The following is a 17,381-nucleotide window of genomic DNA, read 5'->3' on the forward strand; positions in this document are numbered from 1 at the left end:
GGTCGCGCGGGTCACTTGTTGCGTACTGATTGTCGCGTACCCGTTGCCGTCAGACTCAGTGATGGCGCGACTCAGTGCTGGCGCTTGCCGTCCACCAGGCGTGGCAGGACGGCGCCGTCACGCAGGGTCGGGCTCAGCAGCGCTTCGGGCAAGTCCTGGTAGCACACCGGGCGCAGGAAGCGTTCGATCGCCGCGCTGCCCACCGAGGTGGTGCGGCTGTCGGAGGTGGCAGGCCAGGGGCCGCCGTGGACCATCGCCTGACAGACCTCGACACCGGTCGGCCAGCCATTGGCGAGGATGCGACCCGCGCGACGCTCGAGGGCCGGCATCAGGCTGCGCGCGGCAGCGATATCGGCATCGTCCAGATGCAGGGTGGCGGTCAGCTGGCCTTCCAGGTGCTCGCAGACCGCACGCATCTCGTCCAGATCGCGACAGGCGATGACCAGTGAGCTGGCACCGAAGACTTCTTCCTGCAATGCGGCTTCACTCAGGAAGTCGCTGCCGGTGGTGCGGAACAGCGCGGTCTGACACGGGCTCGCGTTGTCACCATCCAGCGCACCGCGAGCGACTTCCTGTACCTGAGGCAGGGCGGAAAGCTTCTCCACGCCACCGCGGTAGGCGTCATGAATGCCCGGCGTCAGCATCGTCTGGCAGGCACTGGCCGCGACATTGTCGGCGGCGGTGTTGAGGAAGCGCTCCAGCGCTTCACCTTCGAGTGCCAGCACTAGCCCCGGATTGGTACAGAACTGGCCGGCACCCATGTTGAGCGAGGCGATGAAGGCCTGTCCCAGCGCTTCGGCGCGGGCCTCAAGCGCGGCCGGCATCAGCAGTACCGGGTTGATGCTGCTCATCTCGGCGTAGACCGGAATCGGTTGCGGGCGGGCCTGAGCCGTCTTGAGCAATGCCGTACCGCCACTGCGTGAGCCGGTGAAGCCCACGGCCTGAATGCGCGGGTCATTGACCAGTGCCTGGCCCAGGGTGTTGCCGCTGCCGTAGAGCAGCGAGAAGACGCCTTCCGGCAGGTTGTAGCGCTTCACGGCACGCTGGATGGCGCCGCCGACCAGCTCGGACGTGCCCGGGTGAGCGGAATGCGCCTTGACGATGACCGGGCAGCCCGCCGCGAGGGCCGAGGCGGTATCGCCACCGGCCACCGAGAAGGCCAGCGGGAAGTTGCTGGCCCCGAACACCGCCACAGGGCCGAGGCCGATGCGCCGCTGGCGCAGGTCGGCACGTGGCATCGGGCTGCGTTCCGGCATGGCCGGGTCGATGCGCACATCCAACCATTCCCCGGCGCGTACGACACCGGCGAATAGACGCAGCTGACCGCAGGTGCGGCCGCGTTCGCCTTCCAGACGTGCGCGTGGCAGGCCGGTTTCCTGAAGGGCGCGTTCGGTGATCTGCTCGCCGATGGCCTCGATTTCCTCGGCGATGGTCTCGAGGAAGCCGGCGCGGGTCTCGGCATCCGTCTCCCGGAAGCTGTCGAAGGCGTCATGCGCCAGCTGGCAGGCCAGCTCCACCTCGCGGGCACCACCGGCCGGATAGGCGGGGTCCAGTCGTTCGCCATTGGCAGGATTGATGGCATGAACCGGCTTGCCGTCAGCCAGCAGGCTCTGCTGGCCGATGAGCTGATGGCCGCGCAGTGTCGTCTGATCGGAAGGTGACATGAGGCGTCTCTCTTTTCGTTGGGCGTGCTGTGCGTGGGACGTACGGAGCGTGGGGCCTGGGGTGCGTGGTAGGTGCTGTGCGTAGGACGCGCGGAGGGCCAGGGGGGCAGGCGCCTCGACAGGCCAGGCCGGTCGAGGCGTCACCGCCTTGGGGATTGCGCGTCACTTCACGTCATTCCACCGCGCTGAAGGTGACAGGCGACATGCCTTACGGGCACATCTGGCCGCCGTTGATGTCGATCACCTGACCGGTGATGTAGCCACTGGTGACGTGCGAGGCGAGGAACAGGAAGGTCGGCGCGCATTCTTCGGAGGTGCCGAAACGGCCCATGGCGATGCTGCCGGCGATCTTGGTGCGCAGCTCTTCGCTCTTGTCGGCATGGAAGACGGTATCGATGGTGCCCGGCGACACGATGTTGAAGCGCACGTTGTCCTTGGTGAATTCCTTCACCCAGTTGCGATGCAGGTTGTGCAGCATGGCCTTGGTGCCGCCGTAAAGAGAGGCGCCCAGACCGCCGCCTTCGCGACCCGCGATGGAGCCGGTGCTGATGACGCTGGCGGTGGTGCCGGAGTCCTTGGCGGAGGCCTTCAGGTGCGGCATGGCGTACTTGGTGGTCATGATCGCGGAGCGCAGGTTCAGGTCCATCACCAGGTCGAAGGCGGCATCGTCCAGACTCTCGAGTCCTGCTCGCACACCCAGGCCACCGGCGTTGTTGACCAACACGTCCATGCCGCCGAAGGCCTTGGTGAAGTCTTCCACCAGTGCGGCGCAGCCTTCGCTGGTGGACAGGTCACGTGCGAAATATTCAAAGCGCGCGCCGGTCGCTTCCATCTGCTGAATGGCATCGCGCGCGGCATCGTCCTGCTGACGGCTGTTGATGCCGACCACGGCACCCTCACGGGCGAAGGCGACTGCGGCTGCCAGGCCAATGCCCTTGGTAGAGCCGGTGATGAGAACTTTCTTCTGCTTGAGATCGGTGAACATGTGGGATTCCTGACGGTGGAAAGCCGTACGCTCTTGGAGGCGGCATGGCGAATGAAAGGTGGAGGGGCCTGCGGCGAGCATCGGCTCCCTCTCGGCACGAGTCACCTTAGCCCAGACAAACAGGATCGACAAACAAATAATGACAACTAGCGAATAGTGCTTTAGTGCAGTCCCGCCTCTCGACTGACATGAGAAGGCTGTCCTGAGGCCTGGCTCGCCCGGTATTGACTGGGGCTGAAGGGGGAGGGGACTGTGCTTATCAGGCAAGAGACTGATTTGTCGTAAAATCTCTGATGAAGCTGATAAATCAATGGCTTGTGGCAATTCAGCCGATGCTGATCGGCCAACGAGCCGCAAGACGTTGCGGCCATTGGATAAGGGTCGCAGGGGCCGGGGTCGGCTATCCTAGGGGTTGATCCGGCCAGCCCGTCACGACCTGCAACCCCCGCTCCCTCCCTGCTGTCCATTTTTGGATTGGTCTAAAGTTCAAGTTGTCATAACTTGTAAAATTCGTGCATCCCGCTGACACTGATCTGCGTATTCGGGGCAGTCATCGCCAACCCCCAAAGCGGCTGCCCCACGCTGCAACGCCACAATCGACACAGCCACGCAACGCCTCCATAACAAGACAACGAGAGAGTCTTCGCCATGCGTAAATTGTCACAAGTCCTCTGTGCCTCCGTGCTGACCCTGTCCGCTTCCGCGGTGATGGCAGCCGACTATCCCTACAAGCCCATCACGCTGATCGTGCCCTGGTCTGCAGGTGGCGGTACCGATGCGGTCGGTCGTCAGCTGGCGGCGGGCCTGCAGGAAGAGCTCGGTCAGCCGGTCAATGTGGTCAACAAGACCGGCGGTTCCGGGGTGGTGGGGCACATGGCCATGAAGATGGCGCGTCCCGACGGCTATACCCTGGGGCTGGGCACGGCAGAGATCGCCACCTATCAGCACATCGGCACCGCGCAACTGTCCTATGAGGACTTCACGCCGATCGCGCTGCTCAATCTGGACTACGCCTCCTTCACGGTGAATGCCGATTCCGAATGGAAGACGCTGGATGATGCATTGTCGGCGCTGAAGGCCAACCCCAGTGACTACACTGTGTCCGGTTCTGCGCCGGGAGCGGCCTACCATCTGTCCTTCGCGGGCTTTTTGGATCAACAGGGCATCAACCCGAATGACGTGACGCTGGTACCCAGCGAAGGCGCGGCACCGGGCCTGCAGGAACTCGCCGCCGGTGGCGTGGATATCGTGTTCTCCTCGCTGCCGGAAATCGAATCCATGCGCCAGTCGGGTCGCGTCAAGGCGCTGGCGGTACTCGCCAATGAGCGTGTCGATTCCTTCGAGGACATTCCGTCTGCCAAGGAGTTGACCGGCTCCGAGTGGAGCCAGGGCTCCTGGCGTGGTCTGGTCGGCCCTGAGGGTCTGCCGGAAGAGGTCACCGCGCGTCTGTCTGAAGCCACCGAGAAGGTCTGGAAGTCCGAGCAGTTCCAGGACTTCATGGCCAGCCGCGGTTACGGCACCGTGTGGGAAGATGCCGAAGGGTTCCGTGCCTTCATGAAAGATCAGGACGAAAAGAACGCTGCCACCATCGACAAGCTGGGGCTGGCCAACTGAGCACGTCGCATCGCTTCGTGTTCGAACGTTTCCTCCTGAGTCTTCATGAGTAACCGCACATGCGTACCAACGACAAGGTAACGGGTGTGGTGACGGCAGCCTTCGGGGCTGCCGTCATATATGCCTCCCTCGACCTGAAGAACCTGCCGCGCCAGGAATATGGGGCCGGTACCTTTCCCACCGTCATCGGCGCACTGCTGATACTGTTCGGGGCCATCCTGCTCGTCCGTGGGCTGCGCAATCGTGAAGTCTGGTTTGCCTGGCAGCACCCCGTGCCGCTGATCACCTTCATTCTGACGCTGGTGGCCATCTGTGCCTCCATCATCGCCTACATCTATCTCACCCCGGTGGTCGGCTTCCCCGTGGTGTCCTTCGTATTGCTCACCTTGCTGCTCTACACCTTCCATCATCGTCGCTGGATGCCCGCTGCCGGCATCGCGGTGACGGCGACAGGGGTGATCTGGGGCGTGTTCGGCCAGTTGCTGCACGTGCCGCTCGAGCTGGGACTGCTGGAAAAGGTGATCTACTGATGAGTGACTTACTGCAAGCCGCCACGATGGTGTTCACCTGGGAAGTGATGCTGATCATCCTGGCCGCCTCCCTGTTCGGGCTGTTCATGGGCGCGATCCCGGGCCTGACCGCCACCATGGCCACGGCCCTGCTGGTGCCGGTCACCTTCTTCATGGACCCGCTGCCGGCCATCGCCGCCATCGTGTCCGCCACGGCCATGGCGATCGTGGCCGGGGACATTCCCGGGGCGCTGTTGCGAATCCCCGGTACGCCAGCCTCGGCGGTCTATACCGAGGAAGCCTATGCCATGGGCAAGCAGGGCAAGGTGGGGCTGGCGCTGGGCCTCAACGTGACCTGCTCGATGATCGGCGGCGTGATCGGGGTGCTGATCCTGGCCTTCTTCGCGCCGCGCATCGCCGAGTTCGCCATCCAGTTCACCAGCGATGAGTACTTCTGGCTGGCACTGCTGGGGCTGTCCTGCGCGATCCTCGTCTCGGGGCGTGATCCGCTCAAGGGCGGCATCTCGATGCTGGCGGGCCTGGTCATCGCGATGGTGGGCATGGACAGTGTCTCCGGCCAGATGCGTTTCACCTTCGGCAACTACGACCTGCTGGCCGGTATCTCCATCCTGCCGGTGCTGATCGGGCTGTTCGCGATCTCCGAGCTGATTCGCCGCATGCCAGAGACGCGCAATCCGGCGCCGATCGTGCCGCCGGTCATCAAGCGTCCCTTCGAGGGCGTCGGCTCGACCCTGTGGAAGTACAAGGGCGGCGTGCTGCGCGGCGGGGCACTGGGAACCGTGATCGGCTCTCTGCCCGGCGCCGGTGCCGACATCGCCTCCTGGATCAGCTATGCCGTCAGCCGCAAGTTCTCCCGAACGCCGGAGAAGTTCGGCAAGGGCCATCCCGAAGGCCTGGTGTCGGCCAGTTCCGCCAACAATGCGTCGCTCTCCGGTGCCTACATTCCGGCGCTGGTGTTCGGTATCCCGGGCGATACGGTGACGGCGATCATCATCGGCGTCCTGATGACCAAGGGCATCACGCCGGGGCCGGATGTCTTCACCGACCAGGCACCGCTGGTGAACGCCATCTTCATGGTCTTCGTGCTGGCCAACCTGCTGCTGTTGCCGCTGGGCTTCATGGCGATCCGTGGGGCGCGTCACATCCTGTCGATTCCCACTGGCATCCTGTTCCCGCTGATCCTGATGTTCTGCATCGTCGGTGCCTTCGCGGCCAACAATGCCATGTTCGATATCTGGATCATGCTCGGCATCGGCCTGATGGGCTTCTTCATGGCCGAGAACGACTTCCCGGTCGGGCCGATGATTCTGGCGGTGATTCTCGGGCCGATCGTCGAGAGCAACTTCATGCGTTCGATTCTCAAGTCCAATGGCGACCTGACCGCCTTCGTGGACCGCCCCATCGCCATGGTGCTGGCCATCGCCGCGGTGGCGGTGTGGAGCATGATCATCGTCAATGGCGTGAAGGCAGGGCGCAAGGCGCCGCAGTCAGAGGAAGCGACTCAGCCCCAGGATGCCTGAACGGGCGTCAGCCGCGCGGCCTTTCCTCAACTGGCAGGGTTTCCGGTAGAATTGCACACCATCCGACATGCCTGAAGGTGGACCAAGAGTGATGAGAAAGGGCGACATGACACGATGAGTGACGCAGCCAAGCATTCACTGGCGCTGGTGGTCTACGAGAAGATTCTGGCGGCCATCATCAGCGGTGATTACCCCGTCAACAAGAAGCTGCCTACCGAGGCGCGCCTGTGCGAGCTGTATGAGGTGTCGCGCCCGGTGCTGCGTGATGCGCTGGCGCGGCTGCGCGAGGACAATCTCGTCGTCTCGCGGCGGGGCTCGGGCAGCTTCGTCATCAATCGACCCGACAGCGCCGTGCTCGAATTCGCGCGCATCTCCAGCATCGCCGACATCCAGCGTTGCTTCGAGTTTCGCACCAATGTCGAGGCCAGTGCGGCGGGCCTTGCCGCACTGCGGCGCACCCCGGAGCAGCTGGAGCACATTCGCCAGCGCTTCGAAGCCATCAACCAGGCCAATCTCAACCATGATCGCGCCTCGGATGAAGACTTCGAGTTCCATCTGGCGATCACCGAAGCGGCCAGCAATCACTACTACGCCACCGTGCTGCGCTCGCTCAACCAGAGCATCAAGGAGGGCATGAACCTGACGCGCGGCCTGTCACTGCGCGCCTCGGAGGAACGCCTGCGCATCGTCCAGGATGAGCATCAGGCGATCATCGATGCGATTGCCGACAAGGACGCCGCGGCGGCCGAAAGCGCGATGCGGGCGCATCTCGAAGGCGCGCGCCGACGCATGTTCGAAGGCGTTCATGCGCCTTAGTCTCTCAAGAAGTAAGCCCCACAACAGGCAAGCCCCTCTACAGGTAAGCATTTCGCCAAGAAGTCATGACCCACGACAATGCCTCTGGTCGTCACCGATCAGAGGCATTGTCGTATCAGGAGGCGTGAAAACGTGGCCTGAAGGCACGTAAGCGGCCTATGAAGATAGGCAGAGCACGATGCTCGCAAGGCTAGTGTTCGCCCAGCCAGCGCATCTCCTGTGTATCAAAGGAACCTGGTGGGCGACAGGCTGCGCGCGTATTCCGGCAGGGGTTCGTGCGCCACCGTGTGTGCCACCAGATCTCCCGTCTCGGCCGAGAGTGTCAGGCCCAGGTGGCCATGCCCGTAGGCGAGCAGCAGGCCGGGGCAGCCGGGCATTTCGCCCACGACCGGCAGGCCATCGGGGGTGGAGTGGCGCACGCCCATCCAGTGGCGGGCGACGTCGAGCGGCTGACCGAAGAGTGTCTCGCCCCATTGCGTGAGGGCTTGCCAACGCTCCGGCGAGGCGGGGCGCGATGGCGCGCAGAACTCGGTGGTGCCCGCCAGGCGAATGCCTGCGGCCATGGGCGAGGCGTAGAAGTGGTGCGCCAGCCAGCCCACCGGGCGTGAGAGCGGGAGCGAGGTGGCGAGTTCGATGTGATAGCCGCGCTCGCTGACCACCGGCAGTCGCTTGCCGAGTCCTGCCAGCAGCGTATTGCTCGCGATACCGGCGCAGATCACCACATGCGAGACCTCCTGCGAGGTGGCGGCGGTGTCGATGCGCCAGCCACCGCTGGAAAGTGGCGTGAGGGCGTCGACATGTTGCGCCGTCCACTCAAGGCCGCCTTCTTCGAGCTGTGTGAAGAGCTGGCGGCTGAGTGTCAGCGGGCTGGTGAGATGGCGGGTATCAGGGAAGTAGAGGCCGCCTGCCAGTCCCTTCGAGTTGAGCGACGGTTCCAGATCCCGCAGCTGGTTCGCGCCCAGTGCTTGACATTCGACTCCGTCAAGGCGCTTCGCCTGGGCCATCTTCTCCAGCGATGCCGGGGTGATGGCGGTGTCGCGCTGGATCTGCAGGCAACCTGTCTGTCTGGCCAGTGCAGTGGGCGCTCTGGTCTGCAGGTCATCTATCAGAGCATGCTGTCGTTCGACGGCATTGGCCAGCAGGGCGATCAGGTCGGCCTTGTGGCGCTGGAAATTGGAGGGCGTTGCCGCCTTGAGGAAGCGCCAGCCGAAATCCGCGAGGGCAGGCGTGTGGCGCAGGGCGATGGCAAGGGAGGGCTGCCTGCTCAGCAGGTGGCCCGGCAGCTGACGCAGGGTATCGCCGCTGGCCATCGGTGAGGTGGCGTAGTTGGCGATGAGGCCGGCGTTGCCGAAGGAGGTGCCCTCGCCGATGGGATTCGGGTCATACAGTCGAACGTGATAGCCACGTGCCTGCAAGGCGCGGCAGGTCGCCAGACCGATGATGCCGGCGCCAATGACGGCAATGCTTTCGTGACTCGCCGCTTCGGCGGCGGAGGATTGCGGGGTCATCGCGCGTACTCTCTTTGCCGGTCATGCCGGGCGAGTTGCCCGACATGATCGGCGTGATGAAGACGGTGGCAGGGCCATGACAGAGCCTTGAAAAACTCATGGTCGAGCGGCGCAGGCCCTGCCGATGGCTCAGTTGTCGCGGTAGAACTTCCAGGAGGCGATGGCGATGCCCACGGCGGTGAGGATGCTCAGCAGGCAGATCACATACAGGGTCAGTCCGAACATGGTCAGGTCCTCAGGAGTGGGTGGGCTGGGTCGGGGCGTTATTGCCGTTGTGGTCCGGCGCCGCGTTCAAGAACTGATAGACGAGGGTGAAGACCACGATATTGGCGATGACGCCGGCGATCAGCGGCGTGATGCCGCTCAATGCCTCAAGTTCTAGGCCGCTCCATTTCCAGACGCTGGTGGTCAGTGCCCCGGCGAGCATCGCGGCGATGCCGGCACGCTTGCAGCGAATCTTGAACAGCACGGCGAAGATGAACGGCAGCAGGATGGTCGGCGCCCACAGCGCGTAGCTCAGCAGCAGCGCATCGATGATCGAGGTGGCGTATAGCGCGAAGACGATGGCGCCCAGCCCGATGGCCAGATTGACGCCGCGCTCGATCCACAGCTGCTGCTTGCCGGACATGGCGGGATTGATGAAGGGCTTGTAGATGTCGGTCACGAAGATGACCGCTGCCGAGTTCAGGTAGGAGTCCGCCGTCGACATCACCACGGCCAGCAGTGAGGCGAGCACCAGGCCGGTCAGGCCCAGTGGCAGGGCGTCACGAATCAGTTCCGGCATGGCCTGATCCGGCGAGATCTGCGGATAGAGCACCAGCGCGATCAGGCCGATGGTGGAGCTGACGGCATAGAACAGCAGACCGAAGCCGCCGGCCAGCGAGTAGCCGATCTTGGCATGACGCGAATCCGGTGCCGACAGGGCGCGCTGGGTGTAGGGCGGGACGAGGGTCTCGCCGAGCAGGAAGGCGATGAAGATGCTGATGAACATCAGCGGCGTGTAATCGCCCATGATGCTGAAGTGCTCGGTGGGCAGCGCGGCGATCAGGGCATCGGGGCCACCGATCTTGTCGAGCCCGACGATCATGGTGATGGGCAGGAAGACCGCGAGCATCACGAACTGCACCACGTCGGTCTGGATCACGGCCCACATGCCGCCGGCCGTGGAGTACACCAGTACCACTGCCATGCCGATCAGGATGCCGGTGCTGATCTCGATGCCCAGGATGGCATTGAAGACGGTGCCGATGGCCAGCGCCTGAGCGCCGAGGATGCCGACGCAGAAGATCAGCGAGAAGATGCCGGTCAGCAGGCGAGCGCTGCGACCATAGTGATGCGCCATGATGTCACCGACCGTCTGGGCGCCCGCATAGCGCTTGAGGCGCGGTGCGATGTAGAGGCCTGCGATGATGGTGGCGATGGGAAAGGCGGAGGCCGCGAACATGAAGGCGTAGCCCTCATCGAAGGCCTTGCCGGCGCGGCCCATCGAGGCACCTCCGCCGAGGAAGGAAGCGGCGAGCGTGGCGAACAGCACCGGCCAGATGATCTTGTTGCCGGCGACGGCGAAGTCGGCACTGCTGGAGGTCTTCCTGGCACTGCGGTAGCCGATGTAGAGCAGTATCGCGAAATACAGCAATAGCCCCATGAGGTCGATCATATGCATTGTCTGTGGCCCTTTGTTGTTGGTTATGAGGGTCTGGTCAGCTTCCTCCCGCAGGGGGTATAAGCACAACTAAAGGCTGTCTATTAAGTCATAAGAACAATTTAGAGTCTGCCCGAGAAAGGCTAGTCTCGAGAATCCGGACATGAGTGCCCCGCCGCGAGAGCCCTGCCATGCGAGCCCTGTCACAAGAGCCTTGCCACGCGAGCCCTGCCACGAGAGCCCTGCCATGAGATGAGAGCCCAGCCGTCATGAAACTCAGACACAACCTGCGTCAATTGCAGATCTTTCAGGAAGTGGTACGCACGGGCAGTCTCTCCCAGGCAGCGCGTCGCCTGGCCATCACCCAGCCCGCGGTAAGCACGGCGATCACCAATCTGGAAAGCGAAGTCGGCTTTCTGCTCTTTCGCCGCAACCACTACGGCACCCAGTTGACGCCGGAAGCCGTCCATCTGGCCGAGGGGGTCGACAAGGTGCTGGCGTCGGTGGGCCACCTTGATGAGCTGACCGATGGGCTGCGTGACGGCCATGCCGGCAAGCTCACCGTGGCCTCGATGCCGGGGCTGTCTCCCACGGTGATGCCCCGAGTGATGGCGCGTTATCTGGTCGATTTTCCCGACAGCCGCCTGTCGTTGCAGACGTTCAGCTCGCGCAAGATCGCCGAGTGGGTCGCCGAGGGCCAGTTCGATCTCGGCGTCATCGAGTCGGACGCCGCCATCGAGGAGCTGGTGCTCGAGGAGTATCGGCTGTGCATGGCGCTTGCGGTTCCCGAAGGCAATCCTCTCGCCGAGAAGGCATCACTGAGCCCGGCGGACCTGGCCGGGGAGACCATCATCACGCTGGATCAGCATCACCAGAGCACTCTGAAACTCGCGGGTGCCTTCCAGCAGGCCGGCATGACATTGCAGGCGAGCATCGAGACCCATCTGTTTCCCTCGGTCGCGATGCTCGTCAATGAAGGGCTGGGGATCGCCCTGATCGATCCGGTGACGGCGGAGGCGATGCTGGCGCGCCGCGATTGCCATCTGCGCATCGTGCCCTTCACACCGACCATCACTCTGGATGTCGCGCTGGTCACCTCGCGCTTTCATCCCGTCTCGCGTCAGGGGCAGCGCTTCATGCCTTATCTGGCGGCGGAGCTGGCCGCCTGGCAGCAACGCTCTCATCGTCTTCATGGCCTGCCCCTTGAGGCGGGCGCTGCCCCAACAACCAGCGGGAAAAGCGCTGTGCGGCCTGACTCATGTGGCGATGCTGAGGGGTGAGCAGCGAGAAGGTGCCGATACTGGGCAGGGCATGTGGCAATGCCTTGACCAGCCGGCCTGCAGCGATGTCCTCACCGAGCAGGCGTGACCAGCACAGGATGACGCCCTGGCCGGCGAAGGCGGCGTGTATCAGAAGTTGGTAGCTGTTGGCGCGCAGGCTGTGGGCTGGTGACTGCCAATCGAGGCCGAGCGATTGACACCAGTGCTGCCAGGTCAGCCAGTCCTTGAAGAAGTCCTCGACCACCAGCAGGGTGTGGTTGGCGAGCATGTCTTCGGCATCGTGGATGGGGCCGTAACGTTCGAGATAGGCAGGACTGCAGACGGCGATCACATCCTCTTCGTCGAAAATGGCTTCCGCGCTCAGGCCGGGCGGGTCGATCTAGTTGCTGAGGTGGTAATAGATGCCCAGGTCAAATTCGGCGAGGTCCAGACGATAGGGGTCTTCCACTGTCAGGATACGCAGCTCGATGTCGGGATGGGTCTCGCGGAAGTCGGTCAGCTTGCGGGCCAGCCAGGTGGAGGCCACCGTCGGGCTAGTGGCGAGGGTGAGCTGACGCTCATTGCCACGCCTGCGCTGGCGGGAGGTCTCATCGGCGAGCTCACGCAGCACACGGCGAATCACGCGGTAGTAGTCTTCCCCGGCAGGGGTGGTGCGCAGGCCATCAGGATCACGCTCGAACAGCGGACGGCCGAGGTCATCCTCCAGACGCTTGATCTGGCGGCTGATGGCACTCTGGGTCAGATTGAGCTCGCGTCCGGCCTGCGTGAAGCTGCCGTGACGAGCGGCGGCTTCGAAGGCGCGCAGACATTGCAGAGGGGGGAGAGCATCACGGGCCGACATGCGAGTCCTTTGAGCTGAGCGTGAAATGGCTCGGCCAAGGATAGCATGACGACCCGTGAGGCTCGTGGTGCGTTCAACTCATGGCGCAGTCCGCTTACACCGCGGTTCTCGGCACTGTGCGCTGCCAGTCACGGCGATGGACTTCCTTGTCATCTTCCCAGGCGATCTGCTCGGCTTCGAGATAGAAGTTCTCGGCGTCGCAGCGCATGCGATAGTGACTCTCGACACGGATGTCGAACTGTCCCGGGGTCGTCTCGCCCACGGCACTGTCACGCCCGTGTTGATCGCGTCCGGCGCGGTAATGCCAGACGATCTCGGCACGCGTGCGATCCGCATCTTCCGGATGCGCGGTATAGCGCTCGGTGCAGCGATGCTCGACACGCATGCCGGTATCCTCGAAGGTCATCGCCCCCATGTCGTCCTCGACGATGGTGGTGATTTCGCCGCTGGCCACGTCCTCGACCACGCTGCGGCTGGGCTTGGCGGCACGCTGCTCACTGATGTTGGCCGGTTGTGCGGACTCCGGTGCCTCGAAGGGGTTGGCCACGGCCTCGCCGGTGAAGACCGGCAGCGCGAGTGACTGCAGGCCCGGTTGCAGGGTCAGTGCCGCACGCCCGGCTGCCGGCCACACCATCGGGAAGTTGGCTGTCGCGAGAGCCACACGCAGACGGTGGCCGGCTGGAATCCGGTAGCCCGCCATGTCCAGTTCAAGCGCCACCTCGATGGGCTCGCCCGGCACCAGTGTCTGGGGATTGTCATGATCGCGCAGGTTGAGGTTGAGTACGCCGTAGGTGATGCGCGCGACCTGACCATCCGGCTGCACGTCACTCAGGCGCACTGCCAGCTGGCCGCAAGTCTGGTCACTGGCCAGTGTCAGCGTGACCCTGGGCTTGCCGAGGATATCCAGCGGCGCGTCGAGCGGTTCACTGTCAAAGCACACGGCCAGCGCATCATCGAGACGCTGATCGGCCGGCAGGTCAGGCCCGAACCAGATGGCGCAATACTCGCCCTGATGACGACCAGCGGTGAGGGGAGAATCCACCACGACCGGCCTGGACAGTGCCTGCTGGCCCTGACGTGTGTCGTCGCTCAGGCCTGATTCGCTCAGGGACATCTCGTGCATCTCGACATCGCTGGCGGGCCAGCCATCCGTCTGCACCCAGCGCCCCGGACGTTCGGCATACATCGTCTTCGGCGGCAGGGAGTCCTGCAGATAGAAGGTGGCGGACGGCTCGTCCATCACGCCGTTTTCCTCGCCTTTCAGCCAGTGGTCCCACCAGCGCAGCGCTTCCTGCAGGAAGCCGATGGCCGGATTGGGCACCGCGAAGTGCGGATACTTGTGAATCCACGGGCCGATCAGCGCCTTGCGCGGGCAGCTCAGGTTTTCCATCATCCGCCCGACGGTGTTCTTGTAGGCATCTCCCCAGCCACCGATGGCATAGACCGCCGCTTCGATATCGGCGTAATTGGTGTTGATGGAGCCCTGCTTCCAGTATTCATCGCGGTGCTGATGCGAAAGCCACGTCTCGGCCAGCAGCGGCATCTCATCGAGTCGCTCCTGCCACATGGCGCGCCACTTGTCGCCGACCAGACGCGGGTCCGGCGGGGCCGCGGAGAAGCTGAGCATGGTGGCGGCCCAGGCCAGGTTCTCGTTGAGAAGGTTGCCACCCTTGTAGTGGATGTCATCCGTGTAGCGGTCATCGGTGGAGCAGATCGTGATGATGGCCTTGAGTGGCTCGGGCCGGTGCGCGGCCAGCTGCAGCGAATTGAAGCCGCCCCAGGAGATGCCCATCATGCCGAGCTTGCCGGTGCACCAGGGCTGATTGGCGATCCAGTCGATCACCTCCAGCGCATCGGACTGCTCCAGTGGCAGATATTCATCCTCCATCAGCCCCTGGGATTCGCCGTTGCCGCGCATGTCGACGCGCACTGACGCATAGCCGTGGCCCGCGAAGTAGGGGTGGGTGAGGGCATCACGCGCGACGGTGCCGTCACTCTTGCGGTAGGGCAGGTATTCGAGGATGGCCGGCACCGGCGCCTGTTCCGCGTCTTCCGGCAGCCAGATTCTGGCGGCCAGCTGGGTGCCGTCAGAGAGCGGAATCAGCGTGTGCTCGATCTCGCGGACGCGATGGGGGAAGTCGGTCTTGACGCGCATTCACGTATCCTTGTGTCGTCGGGCCGATGGAGGGATGCCTTGTCTCGGGAGTATTGCTTGTCACGAGAGTACTGCTAGTCACGGAAGTACTGCTTGTCACTGGCCGCGACGCCGGGACTCAGAATTCGGAAATCAGAAGTCAGAAGTCGATGCTGGCGCATGCCGTCAAACGCCGCAAGGCGCCGTGGAGGGAAATCCACGGCGCCTTGCGGTGTCATGCGGGGAGGGAGCAAGGATGCATGGCATTTCAAGGCCATGCATCCCGTTGACCACTGCTTGTCTTGAGTGCTGCCCTGCTGACAGGCACACGATCACATCTGGCTACTCCAGGCTTGCCCCATAGCCGAAGCTGGCGGCGGGCTCGGCTGCCGTCTCGACCCACACGCTCTTCACTTCGCTGTATTCGCGCAGCGCATCCAGCCCTGAGGATCGGCCATAGCCGCTCTCGCCGTAGCCGCCGAAGGGCGAGCTGACGTGAATGGTCTTGTAGCCATTGACCCAGAAGGTGCCGGCACGCACCTGGCGTGCCACGCGGTGGGCGCGGCCGACGTCGCGTGTCCAGACGGCGCCGGCCAGCCCGAAGCGACTGTCGTTGGCGATGCGGATGGCGTCGGCTTCCTCCTCGAACGGTATGGCCACCACGACCGGGCCGAAGATCTCTTCCTGCGCGCAGGCCATGGCGTTGTCGCCCAGCAGTACCGTCGGCGCGACATGATAGCCGCCGGTGTCCGGTACGGGCTCTGCTGAGCCATCGGCGAGACGCGCGCCGTCCTCGATGGCGCCGGCAAGCATCGACGTCACATGCTGGTATTGCTTCGCGTTGTTGATCGGGCCGATCTGGGTCGCCGGGTCCTGCGGGTCACCGAGGGTGAATTGCGTGGTGGCCTCGGCCAGCGCAGTGGTGAACTTGTCGAAGATCGAGGCTTGCACCAGCAGGCGCGAGCCGGACACGCAGCTCTGCCCGGCGCCGGAGAAGATGGCCGCCTGGGCGCCGCGCAGGGCCACTTCGAGATCGGCATCCTCGAACACGATGTTGGCGGACTTGCCGCCCAGCTCCAGCACGCAGGGAATGCAGCGCTGCGCCGCGGCGGTGGCGATGTGGCGGCCGGTGGCGGGCGAGCCGACGAACACCACCTTGCGAATGTCGCCCTCGGCGATCAACGCCTGGCCGATGCTATGGCCGTAGCCGGCGATGACATTGACCAGCCCGCGCGGCACACCGGCGCGCTCGATCAACACGCCCAGCGCCAGCGAGGACAGCGCCGTCAGCTCCGAGGGTTTGAGAATCACCGCATTGCCGGCGGTGATGGCCGGGGCGATCTGCCAGCCGGCGGTGAAGATGGGGGCATTCCATGGCGTGATCTGCAGCACGGTACCCAGCGGCTCGTAGGTGACGTAGTTGAGGTGCGAGGTCGGGACAGGAATCACCTCGCCGTGCAGCTTGTCGGCCCAGCCCGCGTAGTACTCGAACATCTCGGCGACCTTGGCCACCTCGACCCGCGCATCGCGAATCGGCTTGTTGGCGCTCAGCGCCTCCAGTTCGGCCAGGGTGTCGGCCTGCTCTCGGACCAGGCTGCCTATGCGGTAGATGGCGCGCCCGCGGGCCTGGGCGGTCAGGGCGGCCCATTGCTGCTGGGCCTCGCGGCTGGCGGCATTGGCAAGCGCTACCTGAGAGATGTCGGCATCCGGGAAGGACAGCATCAGGCTGTCATCCTGAGCGTTGCGTACCTCGATGCGCTCACCGCTTCCTTTGATGAACTCGCCACCGATCAGGCTGCTGACGACAAGCATGTCGTCTTGAGATTGGCTGCTGTTCTGAAAACTCTGCATCAACTCGGCGATACGCTGAGTCGTCGAGAATGCCGGGGTCATGTCGTGGGTCAGCATGGCTTATGCTCCGTGGCCGAAGAGGGTCGGGTCAGTGCGTTGCACGATGGCGCAGAAATCCTCGCTGTCATCCAGCGTCGCGCGGCTCTCGTTCCATAGCTGGGCGACGGCGTTGGCGAGGGGCAGTTCCATCCCGAGCTGTTGCGCCAGATCACTGGCCAACCCGACATCCTTTCGCATCAAGCCCATGGTGAAGCCGGAATCAAAGGCCTTGTTGATCACCCAGTTGGGGAACATCACCTGGCTCGCGCCACTGCGCCCGGAACCCGCATTCACGCCTTCCAGCAACTTCTCGGGGGAGACGCCCGCTCTGGCGGCCATGGCAACGGCCTCCGCCGTGCTGATCAGATGGCAGGCCGCGAGCATGTTGTTGGCGATCTTGGCGACATTGCCCGCCCCACAGCGACCGACGTGCACTCGGCTGCCGCTCATGGCCTCCAGCACCGGCATGGCGCGTGCCAGCACCTCATCCTCGGCGCCGATCACCATCGACATGCTGCCGCTCGCGGCGCCCTTGGGGCCGCCGGACACCGGGGCGTCGATGAAGTCGATACCGCGCGTCGCCAGCGCCGCCGCCACCTTGCGGCTGGTCTCGGGAGTCGAGGTGGTGGTGTCGATCACGATCAGCCCCGCCCGGGCCAGGGCCAGCAGGCTTTCGGCCTGGTGATCTTCTGCTGCATCGCTGACTGGTGCGTCTTCGCCGCCTAGACACAGGCGTTCGACATGCTCGGCCTTGGGCAGCGAGAGGATTACCACCTCAACCTTCGCGAGCAGCTCGGTGAGGGAGTCGACCGGCGTGACGCCTGCCGCAGCCGCCTTGTCACGCGCAGCCTGAGAGAGATCGAACCCGAGGACGGGGAAGTCATGACGGGCGAGAGTCGCGGCCATGCCGCCGCCCATGTTGCCCAGTCCGATGACACCGACGGTTGTTGTCATTGT

Annotated in this window: 12 protein-coding genes and 1 pseudogene; 5 read left to right on the plus strand and 8 right to left on the minus strand. The window is 64.1% G+C overall.

The genetic code is table 11. The features are described 5' to 3' along the window. Nucleotides 1-71 precede the first annotated feature (71 nt). Entirely contained in the window at nt 72-1,664 is a 1,593-nt protein-coding gene (locus QD280_RS06615) for an aldehyde dehydrogenase (NADP(+)) (RefSeq protein ID WP_279838703.1), read from the minus strand. A 208-nt stretch (nt 1,665-1,872) separates the two neighbouring features. Next, entirely contained in the window at nt 1,873-2,649 is a 777-nt protein-coding gene (locus tag QD280_RS06620; protein ID WP_279838704.1) for an SDR family NAD(P)-dependent oxidoreductase, read from the minus strand. 648 nt (nt 2,650-3,297) lie between these two features. Here QD280_RS06620 and QD280_RS06625 point away from each other — a divergent pair. From QD280_RS06625 to QD280_RS06640, 4 genes are all read left to right on the plus strand, one after another. Then, nucleotides 3,298-4,263, plus strand: a complete 966-nt coding sequence (locus QD280_RS06625) for a tripartite tricarboxylate transporter substrate binding protein (RefSeq protein WP_192839296.1) — start codon at nt 3,298-3,300, stop codon at nt 4,261-4,263. A 59-nt stretch (nt 4,264-4,322) separates the two neighbouring features. Beyond that, a complete protein-coding gene (locus tag QD280_RS06630) occupies nt 4,323-4,793 on the plus strand; it encodes a tripartite tricarboxylate transporter TctB family protein (RefSeq protein ID WP_107334525.1) in 471 nt (156 codons plus the stop codon). Continuing rightward, nucleotides 4,793-6,313: a tripartite tricarboxylate transporter permease gene (locus tag QD280_RS06635; RefSeq protein WP_279838705.1), complete on the plus strand. Its 1,521-nt coding sequence runs from the start codon at nt 4,793-4,795 to the stop codon at nt 6,311-6,313. Before QD280_RS06630 ends, QD280_RS06635 begins: the two co-directional genes overlap by 1 nt. Nucleotides 6,314-6,427: 114 nt before the next feature. Further along, nucleotides 6,428-7,129: an FCD domain-containing protein gene (locus QD280_RS06640; protein WP_107334526.1), complete on the plus strand. Its 702-nt coding sequence runs from the start codon at nt 6,428-6,430 to the stop codon at nt 7,127-7,129. Between the two features lie 224 nt (nt 7,130-7,353). Here QD280_RS06640 and QD280_RS06645 read toward each other — a convergent pair whose 3' ends face one another. Together QD280_RS06645 and QD280_RS06650 are read right to left on the minus strand one after the other, a co-directional pair. Then, entirely contained in the window at nt 7,354-8,637 is a 1,284-nt protein-coding gene (locus QD280_RS06645; RefSeq protein ID WP_279838706.1) for an FAD-dependent oxidoreductase, read from the minus strand. Between the two features lie 235 nt (nt 8,638-8,872). Then, a complete protein-coding gene (locus QD280_RS06650) occupies nt 8,873-10,300 on the minus strand; it encodes a sodium:solute symporter family protein (RefSeq protein ID WP_279838707.1) in 1,428 nt (475 codons plus the stop codon). A 248-nt stretch (nt 10,301-10,548) separates the two neighbouring features. On the opposite strand from QD280_RS06650, the gene QD280_RS06655 reads away from it, so the two are divergent. Beyond that, entirely contained in the window at nt 10,549-11,559 is a 1,011-nt protein-coding gene (locus QD280_RS06655) for a LysR family transcriptional regulator (RefSeq protein WP_279838708.1), read from the plus strand. Here the strand turns inward: QD280_RS06655 and QD280_RS06660 are convergent. From QD280_RS06660 to QD280_RS06675, 4 genes and pseudogenes are all read right to left on the minus strand, one after another. Beyond that, a pseudogene (locus QD280_RS06660) lies at nt 11,558-12,400 on the minus strand (LysR substrate-binding domain-containing protein); the annotation flags it as partial. The gene QD280_RS06655 and the pseudogene QD280_RS06660 overlap by 2 nt on opposite strands. Before the next feature lie 94 nt (nt 12,401-12,494). Further along, nucleotides 12,495-14,555 (minus strand): CocE/NonD family hydrolase, encoded by a 2,061-nt coding sequence (locus tag QD280_RS06665; protein ID WP_279838709.1) that lies wholly within the window; start codon nt 14,553-14,555, stop codon nt 12,495-12,497. A 321-nt stretch (nt 14,556-14,876) separates the two neighbouring features. Continuing rightward, entirely contained in the window at nt 14,877-16,442 is a 1,566-nt protein-coding gene (locus QD280_RS06670) for an aldehyde dehydrogenase family protein (protein WP_279838710.1), read from the minus strand. Between the two features lie 3 nt (nt 16,443-16,445). Then, nucleotides 16,446-17,378 (minus strand): NAD(P)-dependent oxidoreductase, encoded by a 933-nt coding sequence (locus QD280_RS06675; protein WP_279838711.1) that lies wholly within the window; start codon nt 17,376-17,378, stop codon nt 16,446-16,448. Nucleotides 17,379-17,381 lie beyond the last annotated feature (3 nt).

The organism is Cobetia sp. 1AS1 (genome assembly GCF_029846435.1).
Lineage (GTDB): Bacteria > Pseudomonadota > Gammaproteobacteria > Pseudomonadales > Halomonadaceae > Cobetia > Cobetia amphilecti.